We start from the raw sequence: 16691 nt of genomic DNA on the forward strand, positions 1-16691 counted from the left end.
AAAAACGCCCGGTATCGCCAGACACCGGTATTCTTCGCGAATAATTCAATGAATTACTCACATCCTCTCCAGGCCGGTTTCATCTGCCAGAGGCACAGTGAAAACGCGCTGAGTCGTTATTTGCCGCCCGTCCGAAAAAAAAGCTCTGCCGAACTCTTTTCAGACTTGCGCCAACAAATCAGTGAGATAGACGCTCTTCCAGTGGTAGCCTTGCATGCCGTAAATTGATTTTTGCGACAGCAAATCAACCTGACGTTGATGTTCAACGCCCTCAATAATCACGCCGCGACATAATTGATTGAGGTGGTCGAGCAGAATGTCGAAAGTGCGATCTTCGCCAAATTGCCAAAAAAAATTTTTATCAATCTTGACGATGTCGAATATTCCGCTATCGAGCATGGTCAGGTTGGAATAACCCGGACCAAAGTCATCGAGCCATAACGGGGCCGGCGTGATTTTGGCTACGCCTTTCAGGATCAGCAGGTCGGCACTATTAAAACGTGCGGTGAAGAAGGCAGAGATTTCCAGCCGTAATCGCGTCAGCGCGGCCAGTTTTCTTTGTATTTCAGCATCTTTAAAAATGCCTGAAACAATATCTCTGTCTACATTAACGCTGATGACCTGCTCAAACCCCGCATGGTAAAGCTGAATAAGTTTTTCGACCTGGTGGAGGAATAACTGCCATTTTTCGTCAGCAGAAAGCCGACTGAAGAACCCTGCATCCCTGTCAGGGTTACGCTTATTATTGGTATCTGCATCATCTGCGAAACGCGTCAACAATTCCCATGCCACCACTTCACCGGAAATAGCGTGAACCGGCTCCAGCATCAGAATGTAGTCGGATTTGCAGCGCATTTTACGATCCTTACACTGGCTGATAGCGCGTTAAACCGTCAGCTTTTCTCATGTGATTCGTAAGGGAAACATCGATAAAACTTAACACCTTAACTGAAGGTTAACTTACAACTTACATTTTGAAAAATAGATTTCAGTGAACAACAGCGTGAACTTTAATCGTTTAAACCAATTAATAAAGCTTCATTATCACTGCATGTTTCACATAAAGATCAGATAATTCCTAGTTTTGTATTTTTGATTATCGGCCTTGACAAAAAATAAAAGCAATAACAAATTGATTAATAAGCAATAAATTACACAGCATTGGTATAGATTCTGGCTTTGTCCTTAAGATGAGATAATGCGCTGCTTAAAGCGGGATTCCAGAAAGCGTCAAAAAACCGACAGTCTGCACATCGCTCACCCATCGCCTTATGCTTAAATTTTTATTATAGATAGCCAGAAACTCATAAAAGAAATATTGGTCATTTGCGGGCAGGTGCAACACTAAGCCACAGATTTAAAAAACGTTTTTTTCGCTGCCGATGCGCTTTCGCTGCTGAATTAAGCAGATAGCTTTTGTTAATAAACGGTTTGAATTTGCTGTTTCGGCCGGGATAATTTCAGAGTGATAGCGATCACGAATTGAATAAATGGCAGGAAGGATTGTCAGGGAAGGTGATAATAACGGGCTCCAGCCGGAGCCCGTTGCGGGAAATACACTTACTCGTCTTCGAGATAGGTGTAGCCGTAAAGCCCACTCTCAAACTCTTCAAGGAACTGCGCCCGCAGCTCTTCGTCAATATCCTGCTGCTGTTTTACCTGATCGCGGAATAACGTCATCAAATCGTTAGGATTGAGCTGCACGTATTGCAGCATATCCGCCACGGTATCCCCCTCATCAGACAGCTGCACTTCTACGCTGCCATCCGGGAAGGCGAAGACGTCAACCGCTTCGGTATCGCCAAACAGGTTGTGCATATTGCCGAGGATTTCCTGATACGCCCCGACCATAAAGAAGCCCAGCATCGGTGGATTATCCACATCGTACTCCGGCATTGGCATGGTGGTGGCAATACCGTCGCCGTCAACGTAGTGATCGATGGTGCCATCGGAGTCACAGGTGATATCCAGCAGTACCGCACGACGCTGCGGAGTTTTGTTCAGCCCTTCCAGCGGCAGTACCGGGAACAGCTGATCGATGCCCCACGCATCCGGCATCGACTGGAACAGCGAGAAGTTGACGTAAATCTTGTCCGCCATGCGCTCCTGCAGCTCATCAATGATCGGCCGATGGGCGCGGTTGCTCGGGTCAAGGTGTTGCTGAATATAGTGGCAGATGCTGAGATACAGCTGCTCTGCCCAGGCGCGCTGACCGAGATCGTAGGTGCCTGACGAATAGCCGGTATGGATGTCGAACAGATCCATCTGGCTGTCATGCAGCCATTCGCGCAGCGAACGGCGTACGCTTGGCTCGTGCATCTCCTGCCAGGTATCCCACAGGCTCTGAATCGGGCGCGGTGAGTCGGCATCCGGTGCGACCGGCGTACTGAATTCATTGCGCTCAACGCCGATGATGTTGGAGACCAGCACGGTATGGTGCGCGGTCACCGCACGCCCCGATTCCGTAATCACAGTCGGATGCTCCAGACCGTGCTCTTCACAGGCGTCACCGATGGCCCAGATCACGTTGTTGGCGTATTCGTTCAGGCCGTAGTTGACCGAGCAGTCTGACTGCGAACGTGTGCCTTCGTAGTCAACCCCGAGCCCGCCGCCGACGTCAAAGCACTTGATGTTGACGCCCAGCTTCGCCAGCTCAACATAGAAGCGCGCCGATTCACGCACGCCGGTGGCGATATCGCGAATATTGGACATCTGCGAGCCGAGGTGGAAATGCAGCAGCTGCAGGCTGTCAAGACGACCCGCTTTGCGCATGATATCGACCAGTTGCAGCACCTGCGATGCCGCCAGACCAAATTTGGATTTCTCGCCGCCGCTCGACTGCCACTTGCCGGAACCCTGCGATGCCAGACGGGCGCGAATGCCGAGGCGCGGCACCACGTTTAGCCGCTCGGCTTCTTCCAGCACCAGGCGCACTTCGGTCATCTTCTCAATCACCAGATAGACTTTATGGCCGAGCTTTTCACCAATCAGCGCCAGACGGATATATTCGCGGTCTTTGTAGCCGTTACACACAATCACCGAGCGGGTTTTCCCGGCGTGCGCCAGCACCGCCATCAGCTCAGCTTTGGAACCCGCCTCCAGCCCCAGCGGCTCGCCGGAGTTGACCAGCGATTCAATCACGCGCTTATGCTGGTTAACTTTGATCGGGTAAACCAGGAAGTAGTCGCCCTTATAGCCGTAGGATTCACGCGCGCGTTTAAAGGCGGCATTAATCGAACGCAGACGGTGCTGCAGAATTTGCGGGAAGCAGAACAGCGCAGGCAGGCGCTGGCCGTCGGCCTCGCGCTCTTTAACCAGCTTCGCCAGGTCAACGCGCACCTCCGGCTGATCCGGATCCGGGCAGACGCTGATGTGGCCGAGTTCGTTGACGTCGTAATAGTTGTTTCCCCACCAGGCAATGTTGTAGGTGCGCAGCATTCTGCTTGCGTCCTGATCGTTCATCGCCACCTCCTGCATCGAGCGGAGTACACCCTGTTCGCCAGCTGACGAACCCTTGATATTCTTCATGTCGTCAGACATCACGAACCTCAATTTTCCGTTGAAAATATGAAAAAGTTGCCGGATTTGCTGCTACTGCGCCGGATGGAAATTTCCTCATTCTGCTTATCTTGCCTCAGCAGGTTACCGTGCGCCTTACTGAGGTTAAGTGTAAAACACCGTGCCGGAAGCGGTGAACAACGGGGCAAAATCGTCCCGCATCACCTCACCACAGGCGAGTGAAACACAGCAGAGAAACTGGGGGAATAGCTTAGCCGGCGCTCGTGTCGGGATAATTACCGCAGCGCAGAAAACTTCGACGAGAGAAAAGAGCAGAACTGGAAATGGAAAGGCGTGCCAGCGCGCCAGAACGGCGCCGTGAACCGAAGAGAGCGAAAATGTGGTTCATTGTTTTTATCACCTCCAGCGCCTGCTAACAGCATGCGGAAACGGAGTGGATGAAAATCAGATCAACAGCCTCTGACAGCGCGACGCACGGGGGCGTCATCCATGGGACAACTGCGGCGTTTTATACAGTCTGACGCGGCAAAATGCAAAATCTTTGTCGGCGCGCTGCGGCGGGTGTCAGGAAAATATTCCAGTTGATCTGTAGCGATAAATGCGGATGGCGAAAAAGCACTGGAAAAACGCGCACTGAGTGACCTAAAATAGCCGTCCAGATGGTTTTCCATCTAAACTGATTAACATCCAGGCGGTGTGAGCCTGGTACGCTGACACTTCCTACTGCTTGCGGCTTTGCCTGAAGGGGCGTCGAGCTGGCATCATCCCGCTTACGCTATGCAGTCGAATTCAAACCATTTGCAAGGTAAAGAACAGAATGGCTAAACACCTTTTTACATCCGAGTCCGTATCAGAAGGACATCCTGATAAAATCGCCGATCAGATTTCCGATGCCGTGCTGGACGCCATCCTTGAACAGGATCCCAAAGCACGCGTCGCCTGCGAAACCTACGTAAAAACCGGTATGGTGCTGGTTGGCGGTGAGATCACCACCAGCGCCTGGGTCGATATCGAAGAGATCACCCGCAATACCGTACGTGAAATCGGCTATGTTCATTCCGATATGGGCTTTGATGCTAACTCCTGTGCGGTGCTAAGCGCGATTGGTAAACAGTCGCCGGACATCAACCAGGGCGTAGACCGTACCGATCCGCTGGAACAGGGCGCGGGCGACCAGGGCCTGATGTTTGGTTACGCCACCAATGAAACCGACGTGCTGATGCCGGCACCGGTGACCTACGCGCACCGTCTGGTGCAGCGTCAGGCTGAAGTGCGTAAAAACGGTACGCTGCCATGGCTGCGCCCGGATGCCAAAAGCCAGATTACCTTCCAGTATGACGGCGGCAAGATTGTCGGTATCGATGCGGTAGTGCTGTCAACTCAGCATTCAGAAGAGATTTCACAGGCCGATCTGCGTGAAGCGGTGATGGAAGAGATCATCAAGCCGGTACTGCCGACCGAGTGGATCAACGCCAGCACCAAATACCACATCAACCCAACCGGTCGTTTCGTGATCGGCGGCCCGATGGGCGACTGCGGCCTGACCGGTCGTAAAATCATCGTCGATACCTACGGCGGCATGGCTCGTCACGGCGGTGGCGCGTTCTCCGGCAAGGATCCGTCGAAAGTTGACCGTTCAGCGGCTTACGCTGCGCGCTACGTGGCGAAAAATATCGTTGCCGCTGGCCTGGCCGATCGCTGCGAAATCCAGGTTTCTTACGCGATTGGTGTGGCAGAACCGACCTCAATCATGGTGGAAACCTTCGGTACCGAGAAAGTTTCAACCGAACAGCTGACGCTACTGGTGCGTGAATTCTTCGACCTGCGTCCATACGGTCTGATTCAGATGATGGATCTGCTGAAGCCAATCTACAAAGAAACCGCTGCCTACGGTCACTTTGGTCGTGAACACTTCCCGTGGGAACAGACCGACAAAGCCGCCCAGCTGCGCGAGGCCGCAGGCCTGTAATCAACGCGGGTGCGGGCAACGGCCCTCACCCCGAGCTTCTCTTAGCGGAGAAGGTAAATCGAGCCCGCGCAAGCGGGCTTTTTTATAACAGCAAACTTTTATTTTAATGCGCTGAATGCACTACTTTTCGGTTCACTCACTGGAAGACCATAAAAAAGCTATTTTTTTAGGTTTATAGTCAACTCACCCATATGCAATGAATAATAAACACTCCCAACATTTATAAAAACCGGATAGTCTTTTAACAAGCATCTTTTTTCGCTTTTTATTTCTTCAAAACAAATGTAATCCTCATCACTTTCGCCAGAAAAGTCCTTTTCCGGAAACGATAAAGATTTATATCCACCGTTAAAATTCACCACGAATATGGATTTTAAATCGTGTTGCTGCTGGTTCGGTAGCTGATCAATCATGGGCTTAATTTTATTCACCCACCAATTCTCAAGTGCTTTACCTGATGAGGGGGGATGCTGAACAACGACCATTAATGCGCCATTTCCCGAAAAAAAACCTTTGATTACGGGATGATAGAAAGTCTCTATCAAAAAATATTTTGAGAAAAAGACGGCACCCAGTGTCAATATGACCATTGTGGCTTTAGCTGTTTTAAACATGATAACTCTGGTTTCTCATCCAAAGTGAAATTGGCATGATGTATTGATGATTGTAAGTCCGCTATTTCAGGTCGCCATGAATGGCGACCCTACATCTGAGCTGGTTACTTTTTGTAGGGTGTGCATTTATGCGCACCTGGATTGCGTGCAAATTTTTAATTGGGAAATGCACTCCTGCACCTGGATAACAGGAAAGTTTGTGTCTTATAAACTGCAATCTACAAGTGGCGTACCGTTATCCCCTGCAACACCATCAACCTGAAGAAATAAGCTACTCATTATTCGATTTCCCTTTCCGAAAGAAATTGTTCCTGGCACCGATAGTATCATAAATGAACAATAACCACTCAAATAAAGTGGTTATTTACTATATCTCCGAACCAATCCAACGCGCCTCTGCACCATCACACTTTTTGTCTATACCACCGCAGGCGCATTTTTCAGCGCTGTCTACACTGTTAGCACTGCGCTTACAACAAAGTGTTAACGATTACATTTTGAAATCCTTTTAATATCTTCAATTTAGAGATTTTTCAGCGTAGTAACGATGATGAAAATGCGTTATTTTCAGCGTCGTCTGATAGCCGATATTTATAGTGATGTCAGAAACTTAAAGGGTGCTATACCTTACTGGTTATGTGACTGATTCGGGCAAAAAATGCTGGATTACAGGGTTTCAGCGTGTGTAACCGATTACATCGATGTGATCGCACTCACTTTTTCCCGCAGACAGCTTACTTAACATTGATAAAAACAAAGATGGATAAACTTCGGAGGCAATATGCCTGGTAATACTCACAAAAGCAGAACCTCAAACAAGGCGATGACCCTGTTTGTCTGCTTTCTGGCCGCTCTGGCGGGCCTGCTGTTCGGTCTGGATATCGGCGTTATCGCCGGTGCCCTGCCCTTCATCGCGAAAGATTTCAACGTTACCGCACATCAGCAGGAGTGGATCGTCAGCTCAATGATGTTCGGTGCTGCGGTTGGTGCCGTGGGCAGCGGCTGGATGTCTTCGCGTCTCGGCCGTAAAAAGAGCCTGATGGCCGGTGCCATCCTGTTCGTTATCGGTTCACTGTGGTCGGCGATGGCGCCAAACCCGGAAATGCTGATTGCCGCACGCGTGGTGCTCGGCCTTGCCGTCGGCGTTGCCTCTTATACCGCCCCGCTGTATCTCTCGGAAATCGCACCGGAGAAGATCCGCGGCAGTATGATTTCCCTGTATCAGCTGATGATCACCATCGGTATTCTCGGCGCTTACCTGTCTGACACCGCGTTCAGTGCCTCGGGCGACTGGCGCTGGATGCTGGGCATCATCACTATTCCGGCGGTGCTGCTGCTGGTTGGCGTAGTGTTCCTGCCAAACAGCCCGCGCTGGCTGGCGGCGAAAGGTGACTTCCGCGATGCACAGCGCGTGCTGGACCGCCTGCGTGACACCAGCGAACAGGCGAAACGCGAGCTGGATGAGATCCGCGAAAGCCTGAAGATCAAACAGTCCGGCTGGCAACTGTTCCAGAGCAACAGCAACTTCCGCCGCGCGGTGTTCCTCGGCGTTCTGTTGCAGGTAATGCAGCAGTTCACCGGCATGAACGTCATCATGTACTACGCACCGAAAATCTTCGAAATCGCCGGCTTCGCCAATACCACGCAGCAAATGTGGGGCACCGTGATCGTAGGTCTGGTGAACGTGCTGGCCACCTTTATCGCTATCGGTCTGGTGGATCGCTGGGGCCGTAAACCCACGCTGGTGCTGGGCTTCCTGGTGATGGCAGCCGGCATGGGTATCCTCGGTACCATGCTGCACATTGGCATTAACTCTGCCGGTGAGCAGTACTTTGCCATCGCCATGCTGCTGATGTTCATCGTTGGCTTCGCGATGTCAGCCGGTCCGCTGATTTGGGTACTGTGTTCTGAAATCCAGCCGCTGAAAGGGCGTGATTTTGGTATCACCGTCTCTACCGCGACCAACTGGATTGCCAACATGATCGTTGGTGCCACCTTCCTGACCATGCTGAACTCGCTGGGCAACGCGCCGACTTTCTGGGTCTACGCCGCGCTGAACGTGTTCTTTATTCTGCTGACGGTCGCGCTGATTCCGGAGACCAAAAACGTCTCGCTGGAGCACATCGAGCGCAACCTGATGTCGGGCAAAAAACTGCGCGATATCGGCCAGCAGTAAGGCCGGATGCGTTAACCGGGGCTGCCGCAGGGCGGCCCTTTTTTTTATCTGCCCCCTTTACGCATGCAGTTGCGAACCCCGCTGCAACGCCTTATGCTGCCGCACATGAAAACGCCACGTCTGCCCATCGCCCTGCAACAAGCCGTCATGCGCTCGCTGCGCCATTTTTTGCAGCTGGCTCAGCAAAAACTCGAACGTCATTTCGAAGAGCCGACGCTGGTTTATCAGCAGCGCGGCACGGCCGCAGGCACCGCGTGGCTGGAACAGTGGCAAATTCGCCTCAACCCGGTGCTGCTGCTGGAAAACCAGCAGGCTTTTATTGATGAAGTGGTGCCGCATGAGCTGGCGCATCTGCTGGTGTGGAAAACCTTCGGCCGCGTACCGCCGCACGGCAAAGAGTGGAAGTGGATGATGGAGGACGTGCTGGGCGTGCCCGCCCGCCGCACCCACCAGTTCGCCATCACTTCGGTGCGCAGCAATACCTTCCCCTATCGCTGTCGCTGCCAGCAACATCAGCTGACGGTACGCCGCCACAACCGCGTGTTGCGTGGTGAGAGCGAATATCGCTGCGTGCATTGCGGTACCCTGCTGCAACCCGGTGAATACGCAGCGGATTAGTCCGCGATTCTCATTCCCCGCGCCCGACCATTCTGTTACCCTGCCGCCCTTTTTCGGTACCAGGTTACTTTTTGGAATATGTCTCGCAAAACGCTGTTATTACTCTCTCTGCTGGTCGCGCCGCTCAGCGCGTACAGCCTCAGTCTCACCCATTACAACCAGAACAATTTTCAGCAGGCGAAAGTGGTCGCGGCAAAGATCAACGCGGATGCGCCGGCGGATTTTTATTGCGGCTGCAAAATCAGCTGGCACGGTAAAAAAGGCGTGCCGGATCTGAACAGCTGCGGCTATAGCGTGCGCAAGAACGCCAACCGCGCGGAACGCATCGAGTGGGAACACGTCATGCCGGCGTGGGAGTTTGGTCATCAGCGTCAGTGCTGGCAAAATGGCGGACGGAAAAACTGCAGCAAAGACGCAGATTACCGCCGCATCGAAAGCGATCTGCACAACCTGCAGCCAGCCATCGGTGAAGTGAACGGTGACCGCAACAACTTCCAGTACAGCCAGTGGAACGGTGGCGAGCAGCAGTACGGTCAGTGCAGCATGAAGATCGATTTTAAGCAGAAGCGCGCCGAGCCTCCAGAGCGCGCGCGCGGCGCCATCGCCCGCACCTACTTCTATATGCGCGACCAGTATCATCTGCGCCTGTCACGCCAGCAAACCCAGCTGTTCACCGCGTGGAACAAGCAGTATCCGGTCACGCCGTGGGAGTGCGAACGCGACCAGCGCATTGCCGCGGTGCAGGGAAATCACAATTCCTGGGTACAGCAGGCTTGCCAGCGCTGAAAGCGCTACCCTACACTAGCTTTTTTCGATTGGGCCGCATCGCGCGATGCGGCATAACGCCGGCAGGAACCGCATGCGCATACCCCGCATTTATCACCCCGAAGCTCTAACCGTTAACAGTGAAGTTCTGCTTGATGAGGATGCCGCCAACCACGTCGGCCGCGTGCTGCGCATGAGCGCCGGACAGCAGATCGAGCTGTTTGATGGCAGTAATCTGACTTTTAGCGCCGAAATCACCCAGGCCGACAAAAAGCGTGTAAAAGTAAAGGTCCTTGCCAGCCAGCCTGACGATCGCGAATCCCCGCTGCACTTACACCTCGGTCAGGTGATGTCGCGCGGTGAAAAAATGGAATTCACTATCCAGAAATCGATCGAACTGGGCGTGAATGTGATTACGCCCTTGTTTTCTGAACGCTGTGGCGTAAAGCTGGATGCCGAACGCCTGGCGAAAAAGATTCAGCAGTGGCAGAAAATTGCCATCGCCGCCTGCGAGCAGTGCGGTCGTAATCGCGTGCCGGAAATCCGCGCCGCGATGACGCTCGAAGCCTGGTGCGCCGAAGCGGATGACGGCCTGAAGCTCAACCTGCATCCGCGCGCCAGCCACAGCATCAATACGCTGCCGCAACCGGTTGGGCGTGTACGGCTGCTGATTGGCCCGGAAGGCGGCCTGTCGGCAGAGGAAATTGCCATGACGGCGCAGCACGGCTTTACCGATATCCTGCTCGGTCCGCGCGTTTTGCGCACCGAAACCACGGCGCTCACCGCCATCACGGCACTTCAGGTGAGGTTTGGTGACCTCGGTTAAGGGATACTTTCAGCCCGAAGACACACGCAGATAACTGACCAGCACAACGCTTTCGCACGGAACGGGGTGGCTGAATTCCCCTTTGAGGAGAGAATAATGATTAAGCTTGGCATCGTTATGGACCCGATTTCGTCCATCAACATTAAAAAAGACTCCAGCTTCGCCATGTTGCTGGAAGCACAGCGCCGCGGTTATGAAATTCACTACATGGAGATGGGCGATCTGTCGCTGCGTGGTGGCGTGACTTACGCGCGCACCCGGCTGCTGAGCGTCGAGCAGAACTACGAGCAGTGGTACACGTTTGGCAGCGAGCAGACTATCCCGCTGGCCGATCTTAACGTGGTGCTGATGCGTAAAGACCCGCCGTTTGATACCGAGTTTATCTACGCAACCTATCTGCTGGAGCGCGCGGAAGAGCAAGGCACGCTGATCGTTAACAAACCGCAGAGCCTGCGTGACTGCAACGAAAAACTCTACACCGCCTGGTTTGCCGACCTGACGCCAGACACGCTGGTGACGCGCAACAAAGAGCAGCTGCGCGCGTTCTGGCAGGAGCATGGCGATGTAATCTTCAAGCCGCTCGACGGCATGGGCGGCGCGTCGATTTTCCGCATCAAAAAAGATGATGCCAACTTCGGCGTGATCACTGAAACGCTGACCAACCACGGTCAGTTCTTCTGCATGGCGCAAAATTATCTGCCGGCGATCAAAGACGGTGATAAGCGCGTGCTGGTGGTCGATGGTGAACCGGTGCCATACTGCCTGGCACGCATTCCGCAGGGCGGCGAAACCCGTGGCAACCTCGCCGCCGGTGGCCGCGGCGAAGCCCGTCCGCTGAGCGACAGCGACTGGGAAATTGCCCGCCGCGTAGGTCCGACATTGAAAGCCAAAGGGCTGATTTTTGTCGGCCTCGATATTATCGGTGATAAACTGACAGAAGTTAACGTCACCAGCCCAACCTGCATCCGCGAAATCGAGGCGGCGTTCCCGGTCTCCATCACCGGCATGCTGATGGACGCGATTGAAAAACGTTTGGGCTGAGGATGCCGCAGGAGTGAGAGCTCCGTGAACCACCCAAAGCCGGTGCAGCCGTTCAGCACCGGCTATTTTTGGTAAACGAGTGAGAATGAATTTACAGCACCATTTCTTGATTGCGATGCCGTCGCTGCAGGACCCTTTCTTCAAACGCTCGGTGGTGTATATCTGCGAGCATAACGAAGAGGGTGCCATGGGTTTGATCGTTAACAAGCCGATGGACAACCTGACAGTCGAAGGCATCCTGAAAAAACTTAAAATCAGCCCATCAGAACGCGATCCTGCTATCAAACTGGACAAACCGGTGTTTGCCGGTGGTCCGCTGGCGGAAGATCGTGGCTTTATTCTGCACTCGGCCCAGCGCGTGTTCTCCTCCAGTATCCGCATTTCTGACAATACGGTAATCACCACTTCGCGCGATGTGCTGGAAGCGATCGGCACGCGTGAACAGCCAGAGAACGTGCTGGTAGCACTGGGTTATTGCGCGTGGGAGAAGGATCAGCTGGAAAATGAGCTGCTGGAGAATGCCTGGCTGACCACGCCGGCCAATACGCAGATCCTGTTCCAGACGCCGATTGCCGAACGCTGGCGTGAAGCCGCGCGCAGCATGGGTGTGGACATCCACAACATGACCAGCGATGCAGGGCACGCCTGATGGCCAGTGAAACGCTGCTCGGCTTTGACTTCGGTACCAAAAGCATCGGCGTTGCCATCGGGCAACAGCTGACCGGCACTGCGCGCCCGCTCACCGCGCTGAAAGCGCAGGACGGCACGCCGGACTGGGAGCTCATTGGTAAGCTGCTGAAAGAGTGGCAGCCGGATTACGTGGTGGTTGGCCTGCCACTCAACATGGACGGCAGCGAACAGCCGCTGACGGCGCGCGCGCGCAAGTTTGCTAACCGGCTGCACGGCCGCTTCGGCGTGCGGGTGGAGCTGCAGGATGAGCGCCTGAGCACCGTAGAAGCGCGTGCCGACCTGTTCGAACGCGGCGGCTATCGCGCGCTGCAAAAAGGCCATATCGATTCGCAGTCCGCGGTGATTATCCTGCAGGACTGGTTCGAGACGCATTAAATCAGCCCGGACGCGGCCGCGCGGTTTCGCGCCGCCGTGTCGGCGGTTCTCAGGGCACGTCCCTGCTCAAATTAATCCCGCCTCACGCCGGGCCTGCTCGCTCTGGGCGAAAGTCTGCATCCCTGCCTGCGCGCCGGTCTGCAACACACCGGGCAGCTGATGCATTTTGCCTTCGCGGATCAGGTTAGCGACCGCCGGCGTCGCCACCAGCACTTCAAACAGGCCAATGCGGCCGCCGGCTTTGGCAGCGACTAAACGCTGCGCCAGCACCGCTTTCAGGCTGCAGGCCAGCTGCGTGCGCACGAGGTTTTTCTCCTCGGCCGGAAACACATCCACCAGCCGGTCCACCGCCTGCGTCGCGCCGCGCGTATGCAGCGTGGCCAGCACCAGATGGCCGGTCTCGGCAGCGGTCAGCGCCAGCCGGATGGTTTCGCTGTCGCGCAGCTCACCCAGCAGGATCACATCCGGGTCTTCACGCAGCGCCGCTTTTAATCCGAGCTGAAACGAAGCGCAGTGCGCGCCGATTTCGCGCTGCTGAATCAGCGAACGCTGGCTGTGGTGGACGAACTCGATCGGATCTTCCAGCGTGATAATGTGACGCGCCTGCTGACGATTGAGGCTATCCACCAGCGCCGCCAGCGTGGTGGATTTGCCGCTGCCGGTCGCGCCGGTGATGAGGATAAGCCCTTCCTCCTGCTGCAGCAGCGAGCGCACCACGTCCGGCAGCTGCAGGCGCGCTATATCCGGTGGCTGACTGGCAATCAGCCGCAGCGCCAGCGCCAGTCCGTGACGCTGGCGGAACAGATTGGCGCGCAGCCGGCTGCCGTTGCCGAGCGTGATGGCGAAATCGACGTGACCGCTACTGGCTAACTCGCTGCGCTGCACGGCGCTAAGCCACTGCTCGCTAAAGGCCTGTAGCCAGCGCTCAGGCAAGCTGTGCTGTTGCGGTATTGGCTCCAGCACGCCCTGCCGGCGCCAGTGCGGTAAATGTCCGCTGCAAAGGTGCAGATCGGCCGCATTATGCTTTACACTAAGCGCCACAACGTCATCCAAATCCATTTAACTTCTCCTGACTATGACTTCCATTGAGCACAACTTACAGCAAGTGCGCGAGCGGATCGCTGCTGCCGCCGCGCGTTGCGGCCGCGCGCCAGAAGAAATTACGCTGCTTGCAGTGAGCAAAACCAAACCTGCGAGCGCTATCGCAGAAGCCATTGCCGCCGGACAGCGCGCCTTCGGTGAAAATTACGTGCAGGAAGGGGTTGAAAAAGTTGCCGAACTGGCCGCACATCCTGATCTGCAATGGCACTTTATCGGGCCGTTACAATCCAATAAAAGCCGTCTGGTGGCGGAAAACTTTGCCTGGTGCCATACCGTTGACCGTCTGCGTATCGCGCAGCGGCTGAACGATCAGCGTCCGGCCGCGCTGCCGCCGCTCAACGTGTTAATTCAGGTAAATATCAGTGACGAGCACAGCAAATCTGGCATCATGCTGGAGGCCGTCGCCGGGCTGGCACAACAGATTGCCGCTCTGCCGCGTTTGCGCCTGCGTGGACTGATGGCGATTCCGGCGCCCGAGCAGGATTACGCGCGCCAGCTGGCGGTATGCCAGCAGATGGACAGCGCGTTTCGTGCCTTGCAACAGGACTATCCTGGCGTCGATACGCTTTCTCTGGGAATGAGCGACGATATGGATGCGGCGATAGCCGCAGGCAGTACGATGGTGCGCATCGGCACCGCGGTATTTGGCGCGCGGGATTATGCACGCCCTTCACAACAATAATTGAGGAACCTCATGTTAACACTGACGTTTTTAGTCAAAACGCTGATTGATCTGTACGTGATGGTGCTGCTGCTGCGCATCTGGATGCAGTGGTCACGCTGTGACTTTTACAATCCGCTGGCGCAGTTTGTCGTGAAGATCACCCAGCCGATTGTTAAACCGCTGCGCCGCATTTTGCCGGCGCTGGGACCGATTGACACCGCGTCGCTGCTGCTGGCATTCGTGCTGACCACGCTGAAATATCCGATTCTGCTGCTGATTCAGGTCGGGGTGTTCTCCGTCGATCCGACCAACCTGCTGGTGGGCCTGCTGTCGCTGGTCAAATCCGCCGGCTATCTGGTGTTCTGGGTGATCATCATTCGCTCGCTGATGAGCTGGATCAGCCAGGGACGCGGTGCGATGGACTATGTGCTGATCCAGCTGACCGAACCGCTGATGGCCCCGATTCGCCGTATCCTGCCGGCGATGGGCGGCATCGATTTCTCGGCGATGATCGTGATTCTGGTGCTGTATGCGCTGAACTTCCTCGGTATGGACCTGTTCCCGGGTCTCTGGTACCTGCTGTAATTCGTTAATCTGGAACTGTTATGCAAAAAGTTGTGCTCGCCACCGGTAATCCGGGCAAAGTACGTGAACTGGCCGATCTGTTAGCGGCCTTCGGCCTGGATATCGTGGCGCAAACCGAGCTGGGCGTAGAGTCTGCCGAAGAGACCGGGCTGACCTTTATCGAAAACGCCATCCTGAAAGCGCGTCACGCGGCGCAGATCACCGGCCTGCCGGCGATTGCCGATGACTCCGGGCTGGCGGTCGATGCGCTGGGCGGCGCACCGGGCATTTACTCGGCACGCTATGCCGGCGTTGATGCCAGCGACCAGCAGAATCTCGACAAACTGCTGCAGGCACTGGAGCAGGTGCCGGACGGCGAGCGCCAGGCACAGTTCCACTGCGTGCTGGTGTACGTGCGTCACGCCGCCGATCCGACGCCGCTGGTGTTCCACGGCAGCTGGGCCGGGGAGATTACCCGCGCGGCCGCCGGTGAAGGCGGTTTCGGTTATGATCCGATCTTCTACGTGCCGGCGCTGGGTAAAACCGCCGCCGAGCTGAGCAAGGATGAAAAGCGTGCCGTGTCGCACCGGGGTAAAGCATTGACGCTGCTGCTGGAAGCGATGCGCAATGCCTGAGTTACCACCGTTAAGCCTTTATATCCACATCCCGTGGTGCGTGCAGAAATGTCCGTACTGCGACTTCAACTCGCACGCGCTCAAAGGCGAAGTGCCGCACAGCGAGTATGTGCAGCATCTGCTCAACGATCTTGACCAGGATCTGCCGCTGACCGCCGGGCGCGAAGTGCGCACCATTTTCATCGGCGGCGGCACGCCCAGCCTGCTGAGCAGCGAGGCGATGCAGCAGCTGATGGATGGCGTGCGTGCGCGCCTGCCGCTGGCGGCGGACGCCGAAATCACCATGGAGGCCAATCCGGGCACGGTGGAAGCCGATCGCTTCAGCGGCTATCAGCGGGCGGGCATTAACCGGATTTCGATTGGCGTGCAGAGTTTCAGTCCGCAAAAGCTGACGCGCCTGGGCCGCATCCACGGTCCGGACGAGGCGGTCCGCGCGGCACAACTGGCGGCCGGTCTCGGCCTGCGCAGCTTTAACCTCGACCTGATGCACGGCCTGCCGGATCAGTCGCTGGAAGAGGCGCTGGACGATTTGCGCCAGGCGATTGCCCTTAACCCGCCGCATCTGTCGTGGTATCAGCTGACCATTGAGCCCAACACGCTGTTTGGTTCACGCCCGCCGGTTTTGCCGGATGACGATGCGCTGTGGGATATCTTTGAGCAGGGTCATCAGCTGCTGAGCGCCGCAGGCTATCAGCAGTATGAAACCTCGGCCTACGCCAAACCGGGCTATCGCTGCGAGCATAACCTGAACTACTGGCGCTTCGGTGATTACCTCGGCATCGGCTGTGGCGCGCACGGCAAGCTGACGCAGCCGGACGGGCGCATCGTGCGCACGGTGAAAACCCGTCATCCGCGCGGTTTTATGAAGGGCAACTATCTGGATAAGCAGCATGACGTGCCGGACGAGGACAAGCCGTTCGAGTTCTTTATGAACCGTTTCCGCCTGCTGGAAGCCGCGCCGCGCGCCGACTTTCAGCGCTACACCGGGCTGGACGAGGCAGTGATTCGCCCGCAGATCGACGCAGCCATTGCCGCCGGTTATGTGCAGGAGCAGCCAGAGCACTGGCAGATTACCGAAAAAGGCAAACTGTTCCTGAATTCGCTGCTGGAGCTGTTCATGTAAATTCAGCGGAG

Annotated in this window: 16 protein-coding genes; 12 read left to right on the forward strand and 4 right to left on the reverse strand. The window is 55.5% G+C overall.

Going from position 1 to position 16691, the window contains the following annotated elements; genetic code table 11:
• Nucleotides 1–159: 159 nt before the first annotated feature.
• Both F3I21_RS16410 and speA read right to left on the reverse strand, forming a co-directional pair.
• Entirely contained in the window at nt 160–855 is a 696-nt protein-coding gene (locus F3I21_RS16410) for an EAL domain-containing protein (protein ID WP_058757107.1), read from the reverse strand.
• A gap of 705 nt (nt 856–1560) precedes the next feature.
• Entirely contained in the window at nt 1561–3540 is a 1980-nt protein-coding gene (gene speA / locus F3I21_RS16415) for a biosynthetic arginine decarboxylase (RefSeq protein ID WP_071813582.1), read from the reverse strand.
• Nucleotides 3541–4336: 796 nt separating this feature from the next.
• Between speA and metK the strand changes: the two genes are divergently transcribed.
• Nucleotides 4337–5488, forward strand: coding sequence for a methionine adenosyltransferase (gene metK / locus F3I21_RS16420; RefSeq protein WP_021506636.1), 1152 nt, complete (start codon nt 4337–4339; stop codon nt 5486–5488).
• A 158-nt stretch (nt 5489–5646) separates the two neighbouring features.
• Here metK and F3I21_RS16425 read toward each other — a convergent pair whose 3' ends face one another.
• Nucleotides 5647–6102, reverse strand: a complete 456-nt coding sequence (locus F3I21_RS16425; RefSeq protein WP_150059339.1) for a DUF943 family protein — start codon at nt 6100–6102, stop codon at nt 5647–5649.
• A 781-nt stretch (nt 6103–6883) separates the two neighbouring features.
• Between F3I21_RS16425 and F3I21_RS16430 the strand changes: the two genes are divergently transcribed.
• The 7 genes from F3I21_RS16430 to ruvX all read left to right on the forward strand — a co-directional run bounded on the left by F3I21_RS16430 (nt 6884) and on the right by ruvX (nt 12593).
• Complete coding sequence (locus tag F3I21_RS16430; protein WP_031279461.1) at nt 6884–8278, forward strand: sugar porter family MFS transporter; 1395 nt, start codon at nt 6884–6886, stop codon at nt 8276–8278.
• A gap of 105 nt (nt 8279–8383) precedes the next feature.
• On the forward strand, nt 8384–8896 hold the full coding sequence (locus F3I21_RS16435) for a SprT family zinc-dependent metalloprotease (protein WP_150059340.1): 513 nt from the start codon (nt 8384–8386) through the stop codon (nt 8894–8896).
• Nucleotides 8897–8974: 78 nt separating this feature from the next.
• Nucleotides 8975–9682, forward strand: coding sequence for a deoxyribonuclease I (gene endA, locus F3I21_RS16440; protein WP_150059341.1), 708 nt, complete (start codon nt 8975–8977; stop codon nt 9680–9682).
• Between the two features lie 73 nt (nt 9683–9755).
• A complete protein-coding gene (rsmE, locus tag F3I21_RS16445) occupies nt 9756–10487 on the forward strand; it encodes a 16S rRNA (uracil(1498)-N(3))-methyltransferase (RefSeq protein ID WP_058757111.1) in 732 nt (243 codons plus the stop codon).
• Between the two features lie 96 nt (nt 10488–10583).
• Nucleotides 10584–11528 (forward strand): glutathione synthase, encoded by a 945-nt coding sequence (gshB, locus tag F3I21_RS16450; RefSeq protein ID WP_058781622.1) that lies wholly within the window; start codon nt 10584–10586, stop codon nt 11526–11528.
• A gap of 85 nt (nt 11529–11613) precedes the next feature.
• The gene (locus F3I21_RS16455; protein ID WP_021506630.1) at nt 11614–12177 is read left to right on the forward strand and encodes a YqgE/AlgH family protein; all 564 of its coding nucleotides are present in this window, start codon (nt 11614–11616) and stop codon (nt 12175–12177) included.
• Nucleotides 12177–12593, forward strand: a complete 417-nt coding sequence (gene ruvX / locus F3I21_RS16460; protein ID WP_058757113.1) for a Holliday junction resolvase RuvX — start codon at nt 12177–12179, stop codon at nt 12591–12593. Before F3I21_RS16455 ends, ruvX begins: the two co-directional genes overlap by 1 nt.
• 66 nt (nt 12594–12659) lie before the next feature.
• On the opposite strand, the gene F3I21_RS16465 is transcribed toward ruvX, so the two are convergent.
• The gene (locus F3I21_RS16465; protein WP_150059342.1) at nt 12660–13652 is read right to left on the reverse strand and encodes a type IV pilus twitching motility protein PilT; all 993 of its coding nucleotides are present in this window, start codon (nt 13650–13652) and stop codon (nt 12660–12662) included.
• Between the two features lie 16 nt (nt 13653–13668).
• Here F3I21_RS16465 and F3I21_RS16470 point away from each other — a divergent pair, with 16 nt between their 5' ends.
• Genes F3I21_RS16470 through hemW form a run of 4 tightly spaced genes read left to right on the forward strand, consistent with a single transcriptional unit; the run spans nt 13669 to nt 16680 of the window.
• Nucleotides 13669–14376: a YggS family pyridoxal phosphate-dependent enzyme gene (locus F3I21_RS16470; RefSeq protein ID WP_150059343.1), complete on the forward strand. Its 708-nt coding sequence runs from the start codon at nt 13669–13671 to the stop codon at nt 14374–14376.
• Nucleotides 14377–14388: 12 nt separating this feature from the next.
• The gene (locus F3I21_RS16475) at nt 14389–14943 is read left to right on the forward strand and encodes a YggT family protein (protein WP_021506626.1); all 555 of its coding nucleotides are present in this window, start codon (nt 14389–14391) and stop codon (nt 14941–14943) included.
• A gap of 20 nt (nt 14944–14963) precedes the next feature.
• The gene (locus F3I21_RS16480; RefSeq protein ID WP_059011651.1) at nt 14964–15557 is read left to right on the forward strand and encodes an XTP/dITP diphosphatase; all 594 of its coding nucleotides are present in this window, start codon (nt 14964–14966) and stop codon (nt 15555–15557) included.
• Nucleotides 15550–16680: a radical SAM family heme chaperone HemW gene (gene hemW / locus F3I21_RS16485; RefSeq protein ID WP_058757116.1), complete on the forward strand. Its 1131-nt coding sequence runs from the start codon at nt 15550–15552 to the stop codon at nt 16678–16680. The genes F3I21_RS16480 and hemW overlap by 8 nt, the downstream gene beginning before the upstream one ends.
• Nucleotides 16681–16691: the final 11 nt, after the last annotated feature.

Source organism: Pantoea sp. B_9, assembly GCF_008632015.1.
GTDB classification, from domain to species: domain Bacteria; phylum Pseudomonadota; class Gammaproteobacteria; order Enterobacterales; family Enterobacteriaceae; genus Pantoea; species Pantoea dispersa.

Bases quoted from the DNA above. Each gene is read 5' to 3' on its own strand.
- F3I21_RS16470 (WP_150059343.1), top strand. From the start codon at position 13,669: ATGACTTCCATTGAGCACAACTTACAGCAAGTGCGCGAGCGGATCGCT.
- ruvX (WP_058757113.1), top strand. From the start codon at position 12,177: ATGGCCAGTGAAACGCTGCTCGGCTTTGACTTCGGTACCAAAAGCATC.
- F3I21_RS16465 (WP_150059342.1), bottom strand. From the start codon at position 13,652: ATGGATTTGGATGACGTTGTGGCGCTTAGTGTAAAGCATAATGCGGCC.
- speA (WP_071813582.1), bottom strand. From the start codon at position 3,540: ATGTCTGACGACATGAAGAATATCAAGGGTTCGTCAGCTGGCGAACAG.
- F3I21_RS16430 (WP_031279461.1), top strand. From the start codon at position 6,884: ATGCCTGGTAATACTCACAAAAGCAGAACCTCAAACAAGGCGATGACC.
- gshB (WP_058781622.1), top strand. From the start codon at position 10,584: ATGATTAAGCTTGGCATCGTTATGGACCCGATTTCGTCCATCAACATT.
- hemW (WP_058757116.1), top strand. From the start codon at position 15,550: ATGCCTGAGTTACCACCGTTAAGCCTTTATATCCACATCCCGTGGTGC.
- F3I21_RS16410 (WP_058757107.1), bottom strand. From the start codon at position 855: ATGCGCTGCAAATCCGACTACATTCTGATGCTGGAGCCGGTTCACGCT.
- F3I21_RS16435 (WP_150059340.1), top strand. From the start codon at position 8,384: ATGAAAACGCCACGTCTGCCCATCGCCCTGCAACAAGCCGTCATGCGC.
- endA (WP_150059341.1), top strand. From the start codon at position 8,975: ATGTCTCGCAAAACGCTGTTATTACTCTCTCTGCTGGTCGCGCCGCTC.
- F3I21_RS16475 (WP_021506626.1), top strand. From the start codon at position 14,389: ATGTTAACACTGACGTTTTTAGTCAAAACGCTGATTGATCTGTACGTG.
- metK (WP_021506636.1), top strand. From the start codon at position 4,337: ATGGCTAAACACCTTTTTACATCCGAGTCCGTATCAGAAGGACATCCT.
- F3I21_RS16455 (WP_021506630.1), top strand. From the start codon at position 11,614: ATGAATTTACAGCACCATTTCTTGATTGCGATGCCGTCGCTGCAGGAC.
- F3I21_RS16425 (WP_150059339.1), bottom strand. From the start codon at position 6,102: ATGTTTAAAACAGCTAAAGCCACAATGGTCATATTGACACTGGGTGCC.
- F3I21_RS16480 (WP_059011651.1), top strand. From the start codon at position 14,964: ATGCAAAAAGTTGTGCTCGCCACCGGTAATCCGGGCAAAGTACGTGAA.
- rsmE (WP_058757111.1), top strand. From the start codon at position 9,756: ATGCGCATACCCCGCATTTATCACCCCGAAGCTCTAACCGTTAACAGT.